The following is a 20,053-nucleotide window of genomic DNA, read 5'->3' on the forward strand; positions in this document are numbered from 1 at the left end:
GCGTTGCCCGCTGGTCGGTGCCCCGCGCTGCCGCGGCCGCGCGGGTACCGGCCGCCCCGAGGGGCGGCCCGCGCCGCCTCGGCCCCTACGTCGTGCCCGTCTCCACCGCCGTGCAGCGCCAGCGGAGGTCCTTGCCCAGTTCCAGGCGGAAGGCCATGGCGCGTAGCTGGTCACCGGCGGCGATGCGGGCGAAGACCTCCAGGGCGCCCCGGCTGGGGACGTAGTAGCCGATGTCCTGGACGACCGGACGGGAGCCGAGGGTGCGCAGGGGGCTGTGTTCGGCCAGGCGGGCCAGGTCGTCGTAGGCGCGCCCCGCGGTGTGCCGCAGCATCCAGTGGACGGGCCGCTGACCGCTCAGGACGGCCAGCAGGCGCTCGGCGAAGAGGTCGGTGGGCCGGGGCTGCCGCACGGCCGCTCCGGTCGGTGTACGGGCCGCCACCGGCCGTGTGGCCGCCGGGCGGCCGGCCGTGCGGGGCGGGGCGCCGCCGGGGCGGCGGGAGTCGCGGCGGGTCGGCGGGCGGTGCCGCGGGCGGGGCTGGGCGGTACGGCTCATGACCTTGTTCATGGGGCGTCCCCGTTCGGCGGGCCCGGGGGATACCGGGCGGTAACTGGATGGTGGGGATCTTGTACGGGGCGCCGGAGAGAGTGGCAAGGAGCGGCGGCGGGCGGGAGGGGGCCGGCGATGTTCACTTATCCGAGGGACCGGGGGAGCCCCGCACCCCATGGCCAAGCGGCCGGCGAGGGTGAATCGACGGCCTGGAGTGGACGCCTGAGCGGGTGCGGGCAGGGGCCCGAAGGGGGACGGCCGCACGTATCCTGAAGGCCCTCCGGGAGACGCGCCAGCCGCCCTCCCCGAGGCCCAGCGAAAGCCTTTGACCAGGAACAGGAAAGAGCGGCCAGCATGCGCGTCTACGTCCCCGTGACACTCCCCGCTCTCGCCGAGGCGTACAAGACGGGTGAGCTGGGGACCGACCCCTTCGTCGCGTACGCCGTCACGCCCGCGCTGCGCGAGTGGTACCTCTCCGAGGACATCGAGGAGCTGGAGTACGCCGCGCTCGGCCGGGCCGCGCTGGCCTCGCTGCGGCTGCTCGCGGCGGACCCGGACGCGGTACGGCGCCGGGTCGTGGTCGCCGTGGACGTGCCCGACGGCGCCGCGAGCGTCGACCCGGACCGCGCGCTCGAATCCGCCGCGCTCGGCGAGGTCACCGTGCGGGTCGCGGTGCCGCTCGCGAAGGCGGCCTCCGTGCACGTCGACGCCGAGGACGCGGAGCCGGACGTGGCCGCCGCGGCGGACGCGCTGGAGGCGGCGGACGGCGGGGACGACGACGCGCAGTTCGTCGTGGACGGGGCGGACGACCACGAGCTGCTGTGGTACGCCACACAGGAGATCCCCAACCTGGTGGGGCTGCGCTGACCTGCGCCGATCCCGGTGGTGCCCTGATTGTCAGTGGGGGCGGGTACGGTCTTGGACATGGGGACGCAGGGAAGCGCGCACATCGTCTGGGACTGGAACGGGACGCTGTTCCACGACAATGACGCGATCATCGGGGCGACGAACGCGGCCTTCGCGGAGCTGGGGCTGGCGCCGATCACACTGGAGCAGTACCGGGCGCTGTACTGCGTGCCGGTGCCGAAGTTCTACGAGCGGCTGCTCGGCCGGCTGCCGACCGACGCCGAGTGGGAGCTGATGGACGGGGTCTTCCACCGCTACTACACCGAGCACCGGGTGCGGTGCCGGCTGACCGAGGGCGCGGAGGACCTGCTCGCGGGGTGGCGGTCGGCAGGGCACAGCCAGTCGTTGCTGAGCATGTACGGGCACGAGGACCTGGTGCCGCTGGTGCGGGGCTTCGGGATCGAGGCGCACTTCGTCCGGGTCGACGGGCGTACGGGGCCGTCCGGCGGCAGCAAGGCCGAGCACATGGTGCGGCATCTTCAGGCGCTGGCCGGAATGGTGGCGCCCGAGCGGACCGTGGTGATCGGGGACGCGGCGGACGACGCGGTCGCCGCGCGGCACGTGGGGGCGCGGGCCGTGCTGTACAGCGGGGGGTCGCACAGCCGGGTGAGCCTGGAGGGGGTGGGGGTGCCGGTGGTGGACACGTTGGCCGAGGCGGTGGCCGAGGCACGGAGGATGGCGGCGTAGCCCTGCGGGGCGCGGGCGCGGGTCTGCGGGGGCGCCGGGCGCCGTGGCCGACCGGGGGAGGGCATGCCATGCCGGCTGCTGCGGCTCCCCGGGGCGCGGGCAACCGCGCGACCGGCCACAGCGACCTGACGCCGTCGGCGCACCGCGAGCGTGACCTGAAGCCGTCGGCGTACCGCGAGCGCGACTTGACGCCGTCGGCGCACCGAGCGCGACCTGCCGGCGTACCCCGAGCGCGGCCTGACGCCGCCGACGTTCCGCGAGCCGGACGGCGTCAGGCGGACGTCTCTCAGTTCACCGGCGCCTTGGAGCGGAGCACCGTCAGGAACTCCCGCATCCACGCCGGATGGTCCGGCCAGGCGCGGGAGGAGACCAGGGTGCCGTCGACGACCGCCTCGGCGTCCTGGAAGCCGGCGCCGGCTGCCTGCATGTCCGGCTCCAGCGCCGGGTAGGCCGTGACCCGGCGGCCCCGCAGCGAGTCGATCGCGGCGGTGAGCAGCGGGCCGTGGCAGATCTGGGCGACCGGCTTGTCGGCGTCGAAGAAGGCCTTGAGGATCTTGCGCAGTTCGGGGTCGTTGCGCAGATACTCCGGGGCCCGGCCGCCGGGGATGACGAGGGCCGCGTAGTCGCCCGGGTCGACCTCGGAGAAGGCCAGGTCGGCGGGCCAGGTGTAGCCGGGCTTCTCGGTGTAGGTGTCGAAACCGGGTTCGAAGTCGTGCACGACGAAGCGGAGGGTCTTGCGGGTGGGGGCGGCGATGTGGACGTCGTAGCCTTCTTCGCGCAGCCGCTGGTAGGGGTAGAGCACCTCCAGGGACTCCGCCGCGTCGCCGGTGACGATGAGGATCTTGGTGGGCATGTCGGCTCCTCCGGGGAGACTCCACACAGTGTCCTGGGCACCGTGCCTCCGCCGGGCGCCCCTTGCCAAGAGGGCCCGGTGATTTTCAGGGTGCGGCCACGGACACGGGGGCGCGACCGGGTGACCCGGGCGGGAACCAGCCGTCGGCCGGCCGTCGGTTACGCCACCCGCCCCCGCCCCGCCGCTGTGCAGAACGTCAAACTTCGCCCCTCGGTTTTGTACACATACGGCTCATGACGGGCCCGGGGTAAGTGGCGATAGCCTTGTGGCGTGATCAGCGCGATATCTCGCGGGGGCGATCCTGCTCCTGCCCTGCGCCCGGGTTGCACGGAACACCTCCGTGACCGGGCCGTGGTCGCTGGTCTTCGCGGGCGGGACGGGGGCGCGGACGCCTCCAGGACGCCGAGGACGGCCCGGGACACGGCGGTGCCGAGAGCAGCGTCACACTCCACGGACGTGCCGAGAATGGCCGAATTCCCCCCGCTCATCTCACCTCGCGGCATAGCGTCGGATCGGACCGGACACCCCGGGCCGTGGCGTCGAGCCGGAGGGAAAGAGACCGTACTTCCTTCTACGTCACGCAACGGCGCGCGACAGGAGCCAGAGGACAATGCAGACCAAGCTGGACGAAGCCAAGGCCGAGCTGCTCGAACGGGCCGCCCGGGTAGCTGAGAACAGCCCGGTCGGGGGGCACCTACCGACCGGGACGACGAGCGAGGGCACCCCCGGCACCCCGGACAGCGAATCCGTGCTCGCGTTCCTCCAGCGCTACTACCTGCACACCGCCCCGGAGGACCTCGCCGACCGCGACCCGGTCGACGTCTTCGGCGCCGCGGTCTCGCACTACCGTCTCGCCGAGACCCGTCCCCAGGGCACCGCGAACGTCCGGGTGCACACCCCGACGGTGGAGGAGAACGGGTGGACGTGCAGCCACACCGTCGTGGAGGTCGTCACCGACGACATGCCCTTCCTCGTGGACTCGGTCACCAATGAGCTGACCCGGCAGGGGCGCGGCATCCACGTCGTGATCCACCCGCAGTTCGTCGTGCGGCGGGACCTGACCGGCAAGCTGATCGAGGTGCTGCCAGCCCAGTCCGCCGGGCTCACCGGCGACCTCCCGCACGACACGCACGTCGAGTCCTGGATCCACGTCGAGATCGACCGCGAGACCGACCGCGCCGACCTGAAGCAGATCACCGCCGACCTGCTGCGCGTGCTGTCCGACGTCCGCGAGGCCGTCGAGGACTGGGAGAAGATGCGGGACTCGGCGATCCGGATCGCCGACGGCCTGGAGGGCGAGCCCGTCCCCGGCGACCTGCCCGGACCGGAGGTCGAGGAGGCCCGCGAGCTGCTGCACTGGCTGGCCGACGACCACTTCACCTTCCTGGGCTACCGCGAGTACCAGCTGCGCGACGACGACACGCTCGCTGCCGTGCCCGGCACCGGTCTCGGCATACTGCGCTCGGACCCGCACCACGCCGAGGCCGACCAGCACCCGGTCAGCCCCTCCTTCGAGCGCCTCCCGGCGGACGCCCGGGCCAAGGCGCGCGAGCACAAGCTGCTCGTGCTGACCAAGGCCAACAGCCGCGCCACCGTGCACCGGCCGTCGTACCTGGACTACATCGGCGTCAAGAAGTTCGACGCGGACGGCAACGTCGTCGGTGAGCGGCGCTTCCTCGGTCTGTTCTCCTCCGCCGCGTACACGGAGTCCGTGCGCCGCGTTCCGGTCATCCGCCGCAAGGTGGACGAGGTGCTGGAGCGCGCCGGGTTCTCGCCCAACAGCCACGACGGCCGCGACCTGCTCCAGATCCTGGAGACCTACCCGCGCGACGAGCTGTTCCAGACGCCCGTCGCGGAGCTCCAGTCCATCGCCACGAGCGTGCTCTACCTCCAGGAGCGCCGCCGGCTGCGGCTGTACCTGCGCCAGGACGAGTACGGCCGCTACTACTCGGCCCTCGTCTACCTCCCGCGCGACCGCTACACCACCGGTGTGCGCCTTCGGATCATCGACATCCTGAAGGAGGAGCTGGGCGGCATCAGCGTCGACTTCACCGCCTGGAACACCGAGTCGATCCTGTCCCGGCTGCACTTCGTCGTCCGGGTCCCGCCGGGCACCGAGCTGCCCGAGCTGTCGGACGCCGACAAGGAGCGCATCGAGGCCCGCCTGGTCGAGGCGGCCCGCTCCTGGGCCGACGCGTTCGCCGAGGCGCTGACCGCCGAGTGCGGCGAGGAGCGCGCGGCCGAGGTGCTGCGCCGCTACAACAACGCCTTCCCCGAGGGCTACAAGGCCGACCACAGCCCGCGGGCCGCGGTCGCCGACCTGGTCCACCTGGAGCAGCTCAGCGAGGACAAGACCTTCTCGCTGAGCCTGTACGAGCCGGTGGGTGCCGCGCCCGAGGAGCGCCGCTTCAAGATCTACCAGAAGGGCGGCTCGGTCTCCCTCTCCAAGGTGCTGCCGGTGCTGAGCCGGCTCGGCGTCGAGGTCACCGACGAGCGGCCGTACGAGCTGCGCTGCGCGGACCGCACGACCGCCTGGATCTACGACTTCGGTCTGCGCATGCCCAGGGCGGCGGGCGGCGGGGAGTACCTCGGCGACGACGCCCGCGAGCGCTTCCAGGAGGCCTTCGCCGCGACCTGGACCGGCCAGGCCGAGAACGACGGCTTCAACGCGCTGGTGCTGAGCGCCGGGCTGACCTGGCGGCAGGCGATGGTGCTGCGCGCCTACGCCAAGTACCTGCGGCAGGCCGGCTCGACCTTCTCGCAGGACTACATGGAGGACACCCTCCGCAACAACGTCCACACCACCCGGCTCCTCGTCTCCCTGTTCGAGGCGCGGATGTCCCCGGAGCGGCAGCAGGCCGGTGTGGAGATCACCGACGCGCTGCTGGAGGAGCTGGACGCGGCCCTGGAGCAGGTGGCCAGCCTGGACGAGGACCGCATCCTGCGGTCCTTCCTGACCGTCATCAAGGCGACCCTGCGCACGAACTTCTTCCAGGACGCGTCCGGCGGCCGGCCGCACGACTACGTCTCCATGAAGTTCGACCCGCAGGCCATCCCGGACCTGCCCGCGCCGCGCCCGGCGTACGAGATCTGGGTGTACTCGCCGCGCGTGGAGGGCGTGCACCTGCGCTTCGGCAAGGTCGCCCGAGGGGGCCTGCGCTGGTCCGACCGGCGTGAGGACTTCCGTACCGAGATCCTCGGCCTGGTCAAGGCGCAGATGGTGAAGAACACCGTCATCGTGCCGGTCGGCGCCAAGGGCGGCTTCGTCGCCAAGCAGCTGCCCGACCCGAGCGTGGACCGCGACGCCTGGCTCGCCGAGGGCATCGCCAGCTACAGGACGTTCATCTCCGCGCTGCTCGACATCACCGACAACATGGTGGCCGGCGAGGTCGTGCCGCCGCGGGACGTGGTCCGGCACGACGGCGACGACACCTACCTGGTGGTCGCCGCGGACAAGGGCACCGCGACCTTCTCGGACATCGCCAACGAGGTCGCGAACACCTACAGCTTCTGGCTCGGCGACGCCTTCGCCTCCGGCGGCTCCGCCGGTTACGACCACAAGGGCATGGGCATCACCGCGCGCGGCGCCTGGGAGTCCGTGAAGCGGCACTTCCGCGAGCTGGGCGTGGACACGCAGAGCGAGGACTTCACGGTCGTCGGCATCGGCGACATGTCCGGTGACGTGTTCGGCAACGGCATGCTGCTGTCCGAGCACATCCGGCTGGTCGCCGCCTTCGACCACCGGCACATCTTCATCGACCCCACCCCGGACGCGGCCGTCTCCTACGCCGAGCGCCGCCGCCTGTTCGAGCTGCCCCGCTCCAGCTGGGCCGACTACAACACCGAGCTGCTGTCGGCGGGCGGCGGGATCTTCCCGCGCACGGCCAAGTCGATCCCGCTCAACAGCCACATCCGCCAGGCGCTGGGCATCGAGGGCAAGGTCACCAAGATGACCCCGGCCGACCTGATGAAGACGATCCTCACGGCGCCGGTGGACCTGCTGTGGAACGGCGGCATCGGCACGTACGTGAAGGCGTCGTCGGAGTCCAACGGGGACGTCGGCGACAAGGCCAACGACGCCATCCGCGTCGACGGCCAGGACCTGCGGGTCAAGGTCGTCGGCGAGGGCGGCAACCTGGGCCTGACCCAGCTCGGCCGGATCGAGTTCGCCCTGCACGGCGGCAAGATCAACACAGACGCGATCGACAACAGCGCCGGTGTGGACACCTCCGACCACGAGGTGAACATCAAGATCCTGCTGAACGGCCTGGTCGCGGACGGCGACATGACCGTCAAGCAGCGCAACAAGCTGCTCGCCGAGATGACCGACGAGGTCGGCGCGCTGGTGCTGCGCAACAACTACGCGCAGAACACCGCCCTGGCCAACGCCCTGTTCCAGGCGAAGGACATGCTCCACGCCCAGCAGCGGTTCATCCGCCACCTGGTGCGCGAGGGCCACCTGGACCGGGCGCTGGAGTTCCTGCCCACCGACCGGCAGATCCGCGAGCGCCTCGCCCAGGGCCAGGGGCTGACCAGCCCGGAGACCGCCGTCGTGCTCGCGTACACGAAGATCACGGTCGCCGAGGAACTGCTGCACACCTCGCTGCCGGACGACCCGTACCTGCGCGGGCTGCTGCACGCGTACTTCCCGACGGCGCTGCGCGAGCGGTTCGCCGACGCGATCGACAACCACCCGCTGCGCCGCGAGATCACCACCACCGTGCTGGTCAACGACACGGTCAACACGGGCGGTACGACGTATCTGCACCGGCTGCGCGAGGAGACCGGCGCCTCCCTGGAGGAGATCGTCCGCGCCCAGACCGCGGCCCGCGCGATCTTCTGCTCGGCGCCCGTGTGGGACGCCGTCGAGGGCCTGGACAACCAGGTCGACGCGGCCGTCCAGACCCGCATCCGCCTGCACTCGCGCCGCCTGGTCGAGCGCGGCACCCGCTGGCTGCTCAACAACCGGCCGCAGCCGCTCCAGCTCGCCGAGACGGTCGAGTTCTTCGCCGAGCGGGTCGAGCGGGTCTGGCAGGAGCTGCCGAAGCTGCTGCGCGGCGCGGACGCGGAGTGGTACCAGCACGTGTACGACGAGCTGTCCGCGGCCGGCGTCCCGGACGAACTCGCCACCCGCGTGGCCGGCTTCTCCTCCGCCTTCCCGACGCTCGACATCGTGTCGGTGGCCGACCGCATGGGCAAGGAGCCGCTGGACGTCGCCGAGGTCTACTACGACCTCGCCGACCGGCTGGACATCACGCAGCTCATGGACCGCATCATCGAGCTGCCGCGCGCCGACCGCTGGCAGTCCATGGCCCGCGCTTCCATCCGTGAGGACCTGTACGCGGCGCACGCGGCCCTCACCGCGGACGTCCTCGCGGTGGGCAACGGCACTTCGACGCCGGAGCAGCGGTTCAAGGCGTGGGAGCAGAAGAACAGCGCGCTCCTGGGCCGTGCCCGCACCACCCTGGACGAGATCCGCAGCTCGGACTCGTTCGACCTCGCCAACCTGTCGGTGGCGATGCGCACGATGCGGACGCTGCTGCGGACGCACTCGTAGCCGTACGGCAAGGAAGGGCGCCCCGGGGACCGTCTCCCCGGGGCGCCCTTCTTCTTGCCCGTTTCTCGTCCGGAACGTGCGGCGAATTTACCTTTTCCTGCTCTTCGCGAGGGTTCGGATAGGGTCGGCGTGTGCACACCGCGCCGTCTGACACCGAACAGGTGGGCCGTACGGCACCACCGGGAGGCTCCGCGTCGCGCGTGGGCCGTGAGCTGCCGCAGGTCGCCGCCGCGCTCGTCGTGGTGCTGATGTTGTGTGTCGTCGTCCGCCTGCCGTGGGCGGGCGACCTCGGCATGCACGCGGCCACGGTCCAGCGGTTCCGGCACAGCCTGCTGCACCCCGGCAACCCGCTGGTCGACGCCGACACGCCGAGCCCGTACCACTCGCCCTGGATGCTGCTGCTCGGCACCGTCGCCAAGCTGACGGGCCTGTCGGTCTTCGTGGTGCTGCGCCTGGCCGCGCTCACCGGGCTGGGCCTGCTGGTGACGGGCGTCCGACGCTACGTCCGCACGCTGAGCGGCCACCGCGCCGCCCCCGCGCTGGCCTTCCTGAGCCTGGTCTTCCTCTGGGGTCCGCTGCTGTTCAACTGGAGCGGCTTCCTCGGGCTGAACTCCCTCGCGCTGACGGTGTCGTACCCCAGCGTGTTCGCGCTCGGGCTCACCTTCCACTTCTGGGCCTGGCTGACGCGGACGGTGCGCGGGGAAGTGGCGTGGGGGGCGTGCCTGGGGCTGGGTGCGCTGTGGGCGGTGATCCTGCTGTGCCACCAGTTCACCGGCGTGGTGGCCTCGTTGGGCGGGCTGGCGACGGTGCTCGCGGCCCGGCCGGCGCGCGGCGCGCTGCTCCGGCTGGGCGCCGGGGTGCTCCTGGGCCTGCTGGTGCTGTGGCTGTGGCCGTACTACGACTTCTTCGCGCTGTTCTCCGCGGGCGCGGACCTGGAGGCCGTCCACCGGCCGCTGTACCAGCACCTGGTCGGGCGGTTCGGACTGGTGCTGCTCGGGGTGGTGGCGCTGGGCTTCCGCCTGCGCAGGGACCACCGCGACCCCCTCGCCCTCTTCTTCCTGTTCGGCGTGCTGGTGTTCGCGGCGGGGGGTCTGACCGGCCACTACTCCTGGGGCCGCGCCCTGCCCGCCGCGTTGATCCCGGCGCAGCTCGCGGCGGCGCTGGAGGCGGTGTCGGCGGGGCGGGTCCTGGTGCGGCGGGGGTGGGCGTGCGTGCTGCTCGCCGCGCTGGCGGTGGGGGCGTGGACGCAGGCCGGGACACTCGGGTACGCGGTGCCGCGGGACGCGCTGCCCGGGGTGGTCGCGGCGAAGTACCGGACGCCGTGGGCGGGTTACCAGTGGATCATGCGGGCGGGGGTGCGGTACGGGGACGTGGTGATGGCGCGTAGGTTCCCGGCCCGGCAGATCCCCGCGTACGGTCCGTACACCGTGGCGCCCGGGTACCCGGATTTCTTCCTCCCGGACGCCGGGCGGAGGGAGGCGGCGGTGGAGCGGTACTTCTCGCCGGCGGCGGGCGCCGGGGAACGGCGGGGGATCCTGCGGGAGTACGGGGTGAAGTGGGTCCTGGGGGGCAGCGAGGCGCCGTGGCTCCGCAGGACGGCCGTCGGTCCGGGCGGGCAGGTGCTGTACCGAGTGCTCTCCTGAGCCGCTCAAGAGAACCCCGACGGCGCTGGAAACCTCCGTTACTTCAGCGCACTTGCCACCAGCCGTGCGGCGTTCCGGACGCGGGGTCGGGCCAGACGGCGGATGGCGGGCCGGGTGATCCGGGCCGTCACCCCCACCGGACGCCAGCGGAGCTGGAGGCGGCCGGGGTTGCGGCCTTCCGGTTCGACGGTGAGTTCGTGGGGGGCCGCGCCGGAGTGGTAGTCGATGCGGGCGGTGCGGGCCGGGAAGTCCAACGGGGCCAGGAGCAGACCCGAGTGGGACAGGCCCTGCTGGTCCAGGCGGACCACGGGGTGCCGTACGCCCTGGAAACCGTGGAGCGGGACCGGCGCGGACACGAGGTCGAGGCGGACCGTGCCCTCGAAGACGCCGGGGCGGACCGGGTCCAGACGGAAGGGGACCGTCATACGGCGCCGGCCGGGGCTGAGGAGCAAGGACGCGCGCTGGGGACCGACCGGCAGGCGCAGGCCGGGGTCGTAGGTGCGGATCGCCAGGGTCAGGGTCGCCCCCGCGCCGGGCGTCAGCTCCGTGATCTCGTGCCGGAACAGGGCGGTCGGGAACGGCCGGGTGTCCAACTCCAGCTCGGAGACGTCCAGTTCGCGGCGGGCGCGGTCCGTCGAGGGCACGGTGTCACCCCAGTACGGGACCCCCGCACCGTCGGTCGTCACCCGCCGCGGTGCCACCGCGTGCCCCAGCCCGCGCGCCGCCAGCCGGGCCTCGGCCAGGCGGCCGTCCCGCAGCAGCTCCAGCACCACCCGCTCGGCGCGCGGCAGCCGGCCGTACGCCTCGGGGGAGAGCGTGTCCAGGTAGGGGTTCATGATCTCCGCGAAGGACGTCAGCCACTCCTCGTCCCGGTACGGCAGGTCACCGGCGTACATCCGGAAGTCGTGCTTGAGGAACTTGTAGTCCTTGTCCTCCCGCAGCCCCGCGTGCCCGCTGCTCACCAGGAACTCGTCGATCAGCCGCTGGACGTGCACCCGGTCGGCCACGTTGGAGATCTTGTGCCGCTGGTTGGAGATGGACGCGGAGGACGCGTCCGCGAACGGCTCGATGTACCAGACGTACACCGGCTCCGGGATGATCGTGAACGCCTCCGCCAGGCAGTACGCCTGCGCCGAGAACAGCTGGTCCTCGTAGTGGATGCCCTCGGGGAAGCGGAGCTGGTGCCGGTCGAGGAAGGCGCGCGCGTACATCTTGCTCGTCGACAGGTGCTCGAAGAGCAGACGCGGGTCCGCCTCGATGCCCTCCAGCGTGCGGCGCTCGGCGACCAGGTGCGGCATCCAGGTCGAGCGGCGGCCGTTGTCCACCCGGACCCGGCGGACCGCGCCCATGGTGAAGTCGACGTCCCGCTCGCGGTGCGCGGCGAGCAGCGACTCGACGGCGCGCGGCGGGAGTTCGTCGTCGCTGTCGAGGAACATCAGGTACGGCGCCCGGGCGATCTCGATGGCCCGGTTGCGCGGGGCGCTGCACCCGCCGCTGTTCTCGGGCAGCCGGATGTAGCGGATGCGGTGGTCCTGGGCCGCCAGCTCCCGGGCCACCGCGGGGGTCTCGTCCGTCGAGTGGTCGTCGCTGATGACGATCTCGATGTTCGCGTGGGTCTGCGCGCGCAGCGAGGCGACCGCGCGGGGCAGGCGGGCCGCGTCGTTGTAGACGATGACCGTGACCGTGACGTCGGGGCGGGTCATGCCGTGGCCTCCTCGGGCGTCGGGGCGGGGGTGCGGTCCTCGATGGGGAGCACGGGCGGCAGCGCGTCCTCCGGTTCCTCCAGGAACACCCGGCGTACGACCCGTTCGGCGGCACGCCCGTCGTCGTACTCGCAGAACCGGCGCCGGAACGCGGCCCGCGCCTTGGCCGCGTTCTCGTCGCGCCAGGCCCCGGAGAGGAAGATCTCGGCCAGCTCCTCCTGGGTGCGGGCGACCTGGCCGGGGTGCTCGGCCATCAGGTCGAAGTAGACGCCGCGGGTGGTCCGGTACGTCTCCCAGTCGTCGGCGTAGATCACGATCGGGCGGTTCAGGTTGGCGTAGTCGAACATGATCGACGAGTAGTCCGTGACCAGCGCGTCGGCGGCCAGGCACAGCTCCTCGACGGGGTCGTAGGAGGAGACGTCGATGATCCGGCCGGAGCGGCGCAGGCCGGTCAGCGGGGAGGCGGCGCCGCCGTAGAAGTAGTGGGCGCGGACGAGGAGGACGGTGTCGTCGCCGAGGCGGTCGGCGAGGGCGGCGAGGTCGAGGCGAGGGGTGTAGCCGGCCTCGTAGTCGCGGTGGGTGGGGGCGTACAGGACGGCGGTCCTGCCCGGGGCGATGCCGAGGCGGTCGCGGGCCGCGCGGACGTCGGCGGCGGTGGCCGTGTAGAAGACGTCGTTGCGCGGGTAGCCGTGGTCCAGGGACGTGTAGCGGGAGGGGTAGGCGCGTTCCCACATACGGGTGGAGTGGCTGTTGGCGCTGACGCTGTAGTCCCACTTGTCGACACGGGTCAGCAGGGCGGCGAAGTCCAGGCCCTTGGCGGCGGCCGGGTGGTCCATCTGGTCCAGGCCCATGCGCTTGAGCGGGGTGCCGTGGTGGGTCTGGAGGTGGACGGCGTCCGGGCGTTTGACCACCGCGTTCGGGAAGTTGACGTTGTTCGTCAGGTACTTGGCGGTGGCGAGGGTCTCCCAGTAGCGGCGGGTGCCGGGGACGACGTGGTCGGTGCCGGGCGGCAGCAGGGCCTCGCTCTGCTTGTTCACCACCCACACCGGGCGGATGTGCGGGGCGAGTTCGGCGAGCTTGGCGGCGATGGCGGCCGGGTTGCAGGCCACACCGCGGTCCCAGTAGGCCGCGAACACGGCGAGGTTCGGGTCCACCGGGCGGCTCAGGGCGCGCTGGTACTGGTGGTCGCGGATCCTGGTGCTCAGCTGCCGCTTGCGGGTGCGTACGGCCTTGCGGGCGGCACGGCGGGTGCGGTTGGCGGCCTGGAACGCGCGGTACTTGGTGTACGCGCCCTCCTCCAGCAGCGCGTGCCGGACGCCCTCCAGGCCCGCCGGGCGCCGGTGGTCCTCGGGGCGCCAGCGGACCGCGGCCACGGAGGCGCGGCGGAAGAACTCGCGGGCCACCGGGTCGGGCAGCTCCTCGCGGGCGAAGGTGCGGATGAGGTCGCGCACCATCAGGTCGTACAGCACCGCGCGGGGGGCGCGGCGGTCCTTGGTGAGCGACAGCAGGGACTCGTAGCGGTCGATGAGCCGGAGCCGGTCCTCGGGGGAGCGCGGCGGCAGGCTCTCGGGGCGCAGCACGCGGTGCTCGTACGCCGTCTGGTTGAGGCAGGCGACCCGGCCGGCGTACAGCAGGGCCGCGTGGGCGGCGCGCGGCTCGTCGTCGGTGTCCAGCCGTTCCCCGTAGGCCCGCCAGAACGCGCCGCGCAGGGCGCGGTTTCCCAGCAGCGGGGTGAGTCGCAGCAGGTCGGCGGCCTCGTCCAGGGGCCGGCCCGCCCGGCCGACGGCGGCGAGGTGGCGGCCGTCGCGGGAGGGTCTGGCGGCGGTCTGCCAGGTGGTGGTGACGTGGTCGAAGAGGAGGACGTCGACGGGTTCGGCGGTGGCGTCCAGTTCGGCGGTCCGCTCGGCGATCAGGCGGGGCGCGCCGGCCGGCAGGCCGTCCTTGGCGTGGACGAAGTGCAGCCAGCGGCCGGACGCCCGGGCGGCGCCGGCCGCCCGGGCCGCCGGGTCGCCGGTGCCGTCCGGCAGCGGGACGACGATCGCCTCAAGCGCGTGGTGCTCGGCCGTCTCCAGGGCCCAGTCGCCGACGGCGGCGACGATCACCTCGACGTCGGGGAGGGGGTGGGCCGCCAAGGAGTCCAGCAGATCGGTCAGATGCCCCTGTGCGTTCGGCCCGTGGACGATCACGCTCAACTGGGGCATCGCGATGGACTCCTTCGACTCGTCGTCTCCCGGCGAACCCTTCATAACATACTGTCATTAAGCGGATGAAAGGGATAACTACGGTTGGCGTAAGAGCTGCGCTCAGGAAGGAAGACCGACTTTCGGGGCGTCCGGTTGCGGTGTGTTCGCGTTTGTGGCAGCCGGCTTCGCTTTTGCGGCATCCGCTTTCGGCGCGGGCTTCTTAGGGGCCGGTTTCTTGTCGCCGGTGAACGCCTCGTACTCCTTCATGACGTCCTCGGTCGGCCCGTCCATGCGCAGCTCGCCGCGTTCCAGCCACAGGACCCGCTCGCAGGTGTCACGGATCGACTTGTTGTTGTGGCTGACCAGGAAGACCGTCCCCGCGTGCTGCCGCAGCTCGCGGATGCGTGCCTCGGAGCGCTTCTGGAAGGAGCGGTCGCCGGTGGCCAGCGCCTCGTCGATCAGCAGGACGTCGTGGTCCTTGGCGGCGGCGATGGAGAAGCGCAGGCGCGCCGCCATGCCGGAGGAGTACGTGCGCATCGGCAGGGTGATGAAGTCGCCCTTCTCGTTGATCCCCGAGAAGTCGACGATGTCCTGGTAGCGCTCCTTGATCTGCTCCCGGGACATGCCCATGGCGAGCCCGCCGAGGAAGACGTTCCGCTCACCCGTGAGGTCGTTCATCAGGGCCGCGTTGACGCCCAGCAGGGAGGGCTGGCCGTCGGTGTAGATACGCCCGTTCTCCACCGGGAGCAGGCCCGCGACCGCCTTCAGCAGGGTCGACTTGCCGGAGCCGTTCGTCCCGATGAGCCCGATCGCCTCCCCCTTGTGGGCGACGAACGACACCTTCTTCACCGCGTGCACCTTGCGCACGCCGGCCGCCTTCTCGGCCTGCTTGCGACGGAGGATGCGGTTGAGTGCGGCGGTGGCGGAGCCCCGCCCGGCGCCGGTGCCGTTCACCCGGTAGACGATGTCGACGCGGTCGGCGACGACGGTGGGGACCTTCTCTTCGCTGCGCTCAGCCACGGCCGTACGTCTCCTCAGCCTTCCAGAAGTAGATGAAGCCGCCGATGCCCGCGGCCAGGGCCCAGCCGATCGCCGCCGCCCACACGTGCGGGGGCAGCTGGCTGGCGTGGAAGCTGTCGATCAGCGCGAACCGCATGAGGTCGATGTAGACGGCGGCCGGGTTGATCTCCAGCAGGACGGTGACGATGCGCGGCAGGTCGTCCTTGTCGGCCAGCTTGTCGATGCTCCACATCACGCCGGACACGTACATCCAGGTGCGCAGCACGAACGGCATCAGCTGGGCGATGTCCGGGGTCTTCGCGCCCATCCGCGCCATGATCATCGACACGCCGGCGTTGAACGTGAACTGGAGCGCCAGGGCCGGGACGGCCAGCACCCAGGAGACGGAGACCGGCACGCCGAAGCAGAGCAGGATGACGACCAGCGCGGCCATCGAGAACAGCAGCTGCTGGAGCTGCTGGAGGCAGAAGGAGATCGGCAGGGCGGCGCGCGGGAAGTGCAGGGCGCGGACCAGGCCGAGGTTGCCGGAGATCGCGCGGGTGCCCGCCATGATCGAGCTCTGCGTGAACGTCCAGATGAACACGCCCGTGACCAGGAACGGGATGTAGTCGGGCACGCCGTGCTTGGTGCCGAGCAGCACGCCGAAGATGAAGTAGTAGACCGCCGCGTTCAGCAGCGGGGTCATGACCTGCCAGACCTGGCCGAGCTTCGCCTGGCTGTACTGCGCGGTGAGCTTGGCGGTGGCGAAGGCGCCGATGAAGTGGCGGCGGGCCCACAGCTGGCGGACGTACTCCGGCAGGGTGGGGCGGGCGCCGCTGACCGACAGGCCGTGCCGGGCGGCCAGCGCCGCGAGATCGTCGTCTGCCGGGGCCCGGGTGGGGGGCGGTGTGTGGAGGACCTGGCTCACATCCGCTGCTTTCGCTCGGGGGAGGGGGGTGCTGCGCCCGGCCTTCGCCGGACCGCCGCGTCCGTGCCCGTCGTCCGGCGTTTCCTTACGCTTCTCTTCACGTTCTCTTACGTCGGGACGGGACCGTATCGTCGCAACGCGAGCGTAGGCGCAATCGACGTCGGAACGCAACCGTTTCGTCGTAACGCCCTATGCTGTGGGTATGACGACGAACGCCGCCGAGTCCGCCGACGAGCCACCGGCGCGTCCGCGCCGCCGGGCGCCCGCCGGCGCGGCCGTGCTCCGGGAGGACGTGACCGAGGCGATCCGCGCCGCCGTCTTCGAGGAACTGGCGGCCGTCGGTTACGCGCGCATGTCCATCGAGGGGATCGCCCGGCGGGCCGGGGTCGGCAAGACGGCCGTCTACCGGCGGTGGCGTTCGAAGCTCCACCTGGTACTGGACGTCGTCTCGGCGATGGCGGTGACCGGGTTCCCGGTGCCCGACACCGGCTCCCTGGAGGGTGACCTGCGGCTCCTCTACGAGCTCACGTCCCGCGCCCTGCGCCATCCGGTCGCGTCCCAGATCATCCCCGACCTCCAGGCCGAGGCGGCCCGCAACCCCGAGATCGCGGAGGCCTTCCAGAAGGCGCTGCGGGACGGGCAGGAAGGGGTCGCGAGCAGGATCGTGACGGCGGCCGAGGGGCGGGGCGAGGTCCGCGCGGGCGTCGATCCCGACCTGGCCCTGGACCTGATCTCCGGGCCGCTGTACTGGCGCTCGGTGGTCATCCGCTCCCCGAAACTGCCGAAGGGGTACCTGGAGAAGCTGGCACGGGCGACGGCGGGTGCGCTGAAGGCGCTGTGAGGCGCCCGTGAGGGACGCGGGGAACCGCGTGAGCGGTCTCCCGCGACCCCGCCGCCTCCCGAGCCGCCGTGCCCGTCGTACCCGTGTCTCAGTGGAGCAGGCGGCGGAGCCGGCCGCGGGCCACGGTCAGCGCGCCGTGGAGCCCGGTGGCCACCCGCAGGGCCAGCGCACCGGAGTGCGTGGCGTACGGCTGTGCCAGGAGCACGCCGTGCAGGGCGCTCGGCACGGCGCGCCGGCGCAGCCGGCCCGCGCCCGCGAGGGCGTGCGCCGTGGTCTCGCGCCGGGTGCCGTCCGGGAAGCGGAGGGTCAGCCGCAGGTCCCAGGTGCCCGAGCCGAGCCGTGCCAGGTCGACGGGGACCTCGGCGGACCAGCTGTCCGGACCCGAGGGCGTCAGCGCCACCGTCGTGCGCCCGCGCCCGCGCTCGTCCTCGCGCCCGTGCCACGCCACGTCCACCTCGGGCGGGCCCGCCTCGGCCACCTTCCCGTAGAACTCGTGCAGCCGCAGACGCAGCACCGAGGCCCGCGCGCGGGGGCGCAGTTCCGCGTCGACCGCGAGCGGGAGCGCGGCGACGGGCCGGGTCAGCAGGGGGGCCAGGGAGACCTCGGGGAGGTCGGCGGACCAGACCGGGTCGCCCTCGGGGGCGCGGGCGTACGGCGGGAGCAGGCGGGCCGGGCGGGCGGCGAGCTCGCGCAGGCGGGGCAGGTCGCGCGGCTCGGGGGAGGCCAGGACGACCCGCGCGAGCAGCCGGCCGGGGGCGTCGGGGGCCAACTCCCGGCCGGCCGCGTCGTAGCGCGCGAGGTACGCACGGGTGTGCTCCCACCAGGCACGCCGGTAGGGCGCGTCGCGCAACCCCAGCTCGCGCGCGTACATGCGCACGTCGTGGTCGAGGAACTTGGCGCGTGCCGCCCGCGCCAGCTCCTGCTGCCCGGCGCCCAGCAGGATGTCGTACGCCAGCGCGCACGCCTGGACGCGCGCCGTCCAGTTCTCGATGCCGCCCCGGTCCAGCGAGAGCGACAGCCGCCCGGCCGACCGGCGCACCTGCCACACGTACACGCGGTCCGGCACCAGCGCCATGCGCGGGGACGCGGCCAGCACGCGCGCGGTGAAGACGAAGTCCTCGTAGAGGAAGCGGCCCTCGGGGAAGCGGATGCCGTGGTCGCGCAGGAAGTCGGTGCGGTACAGCTTGTTGACGCACAGCGTGTCGTGGACCAGCCGGGGCTGCTGCGAGGGGCGCGCGAGGACGGAGTGCGCCGTGTACAGGGGCGCCTGCCAGGGCTGTTCGCGCCCCGACGGCAGCTCCCGGCGCACACACAGACCGCTCGCGACCTGGGCGCGCGCATCCGTGGCCGCCGCCAGCAGCGCGTCCACCGCGCCGGGCGGCAGCACGTCGTCGCTGTCCAGGAACATCACGTACGGCGCGGTCACCGCGTCGATCCCGGTGTTGCGCGGACTGCCGCAGCCGCCGCTGTTCACGCTCCGGCGCACCACCCGCAGCCGCGGCTCACCGGCGGCCAGCCCGGTGAGCAGTGCGTCGCTGCCGTCCGTGGAGCAGTCGTCCACGGCGATCACCTCGGCGACCGCGGGCCCCTGCGCCAGCGCCGAGCGCACCGCCTCGCCCACATGGGCGCGGTCGTTGTAGCCGATGACGACCACGGCGACCTGGGCCACCGGTGCCGGACGCGGGTCTCGCGGTTCTGGATGCATGGGGTCCACGGGCCGGGAGCGTAGGAGGATTCGGCAACACACCGTCAAGAGGCGCTTGGCACTCGCTCAAGAGGTGGTCAGTACTCGCTCCGGAAGACGGTCGGGACCGGGCCGGGGTTGCGTCCGCGGCGCCGAGTTCCCGACCGGTGGCCGCGTGGACCGCCACAGCCGTACGAAGGACAGCACGGCGGCGGCCGTCAGCAGCCCGTTCCGGGACAGCATCAGCAGGCACCCGGTCCAACTGCCGTCGATCACCTCGCGGTAGTGCATCGGGAACGCCAGCGTGCTCAGCGCGGACGCCAGGAGGATCAGCACCGCCACCGGCCGCTGGCCGGTGTGCCGCGAGGTCAGGCACACGGCGGCCAGCCCGATCAGCCAGATCATGTACTGGGGGCTGATGACCCGGCTGGTGACCGTGAACAGCAGCACCGCGCTCAGCGCCGCGTCGTACGGCGTCGCCGCGCTCCAGTGCCGCGCGCGCACCCGCCACAGCACCAGCAGCCCGAAGGCGACCGCCGTCAGCGTCAGCGAGGCGGTGGCGACGGCGTGCACATGGGGGCCGGTCATCTCCATCGCGCCGTACTGGTAGCGGACCCGGCCCGGCCAGCCGAAGTGCCGGGCCAGATTGAGCGCCGTACCGCCGAGCGACTCGATCTGCACGCCCCGGCCGCCCTGCTCCCGCAGGAAGGACAGCGGATGCGTGAAGAGGGCCGCGAGCACGGCCAGGCACGCGACCCCGGCCCACGCCCCCCACGCCCACGCCGTGCGCGTCGGCCGGCCCCGGGGCGTGCCCAGCAGCACCAGCGCCGGCCACACCTTCACCAGCGCGCCCAGTGCCCCGAGCACACCGCCCGCGCGCGGGAAGCGCGCCGAGGCCAGCAGGGACAGCACGGCCAGCGCGGTGACCTGGACGTCGTACCGGGCGAGCGGCATGTGCAGCAGCAGCGGCAGACCGCCGGTCCACAGGGCCGCGCCGAGCAGGCTCCGTCCGGGCCGGGTGCCCGCGCGGAGCAGCGCGAGCGCGGTCAGCGCGTCCACGGCCAGCGTGAGCGCCACGAACGCCTCGAAGTACGTCAGGCCCGGCAGCAGGCCCGGCGCCAGCAGCACCGCGCCCGCGCCGGGCGGGTACTGCCACAGCGTGTCGTGCACCGGGAAGGAACCGTGCGCGAGGACGCCGTACCAGTGGAAATACAGCCGCCACACCTCACGGGTCACCGAACCGCCGCCCAGCAGCGGGGCGCCGCCGTGGACGAGCAGCCACAGCATCAGGGCGCGGGTGGTGAGCCACAGGACGGCGAGGGTGAGGACCGGGCCGGGGGTGACACGGAGACGGTTCATCACATGGGAGCCTAAGCGGTACGGATGGTGTATTCATGCTGATACGCCGTCAAGGGCCGCAAATATTGGCTAATCGCAAGAGATCGGGCCATGGTGAACGTCGGGCTTCCTGCGAAACCGCAGTCGCGTCGGGCGGCTGGAACGACCACGGACGTACCGACAG

The 20,053-nt window shown here is 72.4% G+C and carries 13 protein-coding genes; 5 read left to right on the forward strand and 8 right to left on the reverse strand.

Features of this window, described 5'->3' with window-relative positions; all coding sequences use genetic code 11:
- Nucleotides 1-85: 85 nt before the first annotated feature.
- Nucleotides 86-565 (reverse strand): Rv3235 family protein, encoded by a 480-nt coding sequence (locus tag AQJ11_RS00080; protein WP_059261411.1) that lies wholly within the window; start codon nt 563-565, stop codon nt 86-88.
- Between the two features lie 336 nt (nt 566-901).
- On the opposite strand from AQJ11_RS00080, the gene AQJ11_RS00085 reads away from it, so the two are divergent.
- Both AQJ11_RS00085 and AQJ11_RS00090 read left to right on the forward strand, forming a co-directional pair.
- Entirely contained in the window at nt 902-1,414 is a 513-nt protein-coding gene (locus AQJ11_RS00085) for a DUF6912 family protein (RefSeq protein WP_059261412.1), read from the forward strand.
- Between the two features lie 57 nt (nt 1,415-1,471).
- On the forward strand, nt 1,472-2,140 hold the full coding sequence (locus AQJ11_RS00090; RefSeq protein ID WP_014673065.1) for an HAD family hydrolase: 669 nt from the start codon (nt 1,472-1,474) through the stop codon (nt 2,138-2,140).
- 286 nt (nt 2,141-2,426) lie between these two features.
- On the opposite strand, the gene AQJ11_RS00095 is transcribed toward AQJ11_RS00090, so the two are convergent.
- Entirely contained in the window at nt 2,427-2,993 is a 567-nt protein-coding gene (locus tag AQJ11_RS00095; RefSeq protein ID WP_059261413.1) for a DJ-1/PfpI family protein, read from the reverse strand.
- A gap of 610 nt (nt 2,994-3,603) precedes the next feature.
- Between AQJ11_RS00095 and AQJ11_RS00100 the strand changes: the two genes are divergently transcribed.
- Nucleotides 3,604-8,550, forward strand: coding sequence for an NAD-glutamate dehydrogenase (locus AQJ11_RS00100; protein WP_059261414.1), 4,947 nt, complete (start codon nt 3,604-3,606; stop codon nt 8,548-8,550).
- A gap of 248 nt (nt 8,551-8,798) precedes the next feature.
- Nucleotides 8,799-10,193, forward strand: a complete 1,395-nt coding sequence (locus AQJ11_RS00105; RefSeq protein ID WP_244218089.1) for a hypothetical protein — start codon at nt 8,799-8,801, stop codon at nt 10,191-10,193.
- A 38-nt stretch (nt 10,194-10,231) separates the two neighbouring features.
- Here the strand turns inward: AQJ11_RS00105 and AQJ11_RS00110 are convergent, their stop codons facing one another.
- From AQJ11_RS00110 to AQJ11_RS00125, 4 genes are all read right to left on the reverse strand, one after another.
- A complete protein-coding gene (locus AQJ11_RS00110; protein ID WP_014673061.1) occupies nt 10,232-11,896 on the reverse strand; it encodes a glycosyltransferase family 2 protein in 1,665 nt (554 codons plus the stop codon).
- Entirely contained in the window at nt 11,893-14,097 is a 2,205-nt protein-coding gene (locus AQJ11_RS00115) for a CDP-glycerol glycerophosphotransferase family protein (protein ID WP_059261874.1), read from the reverse strand. The genes AQJ11_RS00110 and AQJ11_RS00115 overlap by 4 nt, the downstream gene beginning before the upstream one ends.
- A gap of 102 nt (nt 14,098-14,199) precedes the next feature.
- Nucleotides 14,200-15,099: an ABC transporter ATP-binding protein gene (locus AQJ11_RS00120; RefSeq protein ID WP_014673059.1), complete on the reverse strand. Its 900-nt coding sequence runs from the start codon at nt 15,097-15,099 to the stop codon at nt 14,200-14,202.
- Nucleotides 15,092-16,006 (reverse strand): ABC transporter permease, encoded by a 915-nt coding sequence (locus tag AQJ11_RS00125; protein ID WP_014673058.1) that lies wholly within the window; start codon nt 16,004-16,006, stop codon nt 15,092-15,094. The genes AQJ11_RS00120 and AQJ11_RS00125 overlap by 8 nt, the downstream gene beginning before the upstream one ends.
- Nucleotides 16,007-16,208: 202 nt before the next feature.
- On the opposite strand from AQJ11_RS00125, the gene AQJ11_RS00130 reads away from it, so the two are divergent.
- On the forward strand, nt 16,209-16,847 hold the full coding sequence (locus AQJ11_RS00130; protein WP_014673057.1) for a TetR/AcrR family transcriptional regulator: 639 nt from the start codon (nt 16,209-16,211) through the stop codon (nt 16,845-16,847).
- An 88-nt stretch (nt 16,848-16,935) separates the two neighbouring features.
- Here AQJ11_RS00130 and AQJ11_RS00135 read toward each other — a convergent pair whose 3' ends face one another.
- Together AQJ11_RS00135 and AQJ11_RS00140 are read right to left on the reverse strand one after the other, a co-directional pair.
- The gene (locus AQJ11_RS00135; RefSeq protein ID WP_208616430.1) at nt 16,936-18,552 is read right to left on the reverse strand and encodes a glycosyltransferase family 2 protein; all 1,617 of its coding nucleotides are present in this window, start codon (nt 18,550-18,552) and stop codon (nt 16,936-16,938) included.
- Nucleotides 18,553-18,618: 66 nt separating this feature from the next.
- On the reverse strand, nt 18,619-19,890 hold the full coding sequence (locus tag AQJ11_RS00140; RefSeq protein ID WP_208616411.1) for a glycosyltransferase family 87 protein: 1,272 nt from the start codon (nt 19,888-19,890) through the stop codon (nt 18,619-18,621).
- Nucleotides 19,891-20,053 lie beyond the last annotated feature (163 nt).

This window comes from Streptomyces corchorusii (assembly GCF_001514055.1).
GTDB lineage: Bacteria > Actinomycetota > Actinomycetes > Streptomycetales > Streptomycetaceae > Streptomyces > Streptomyces olivaceoviridis.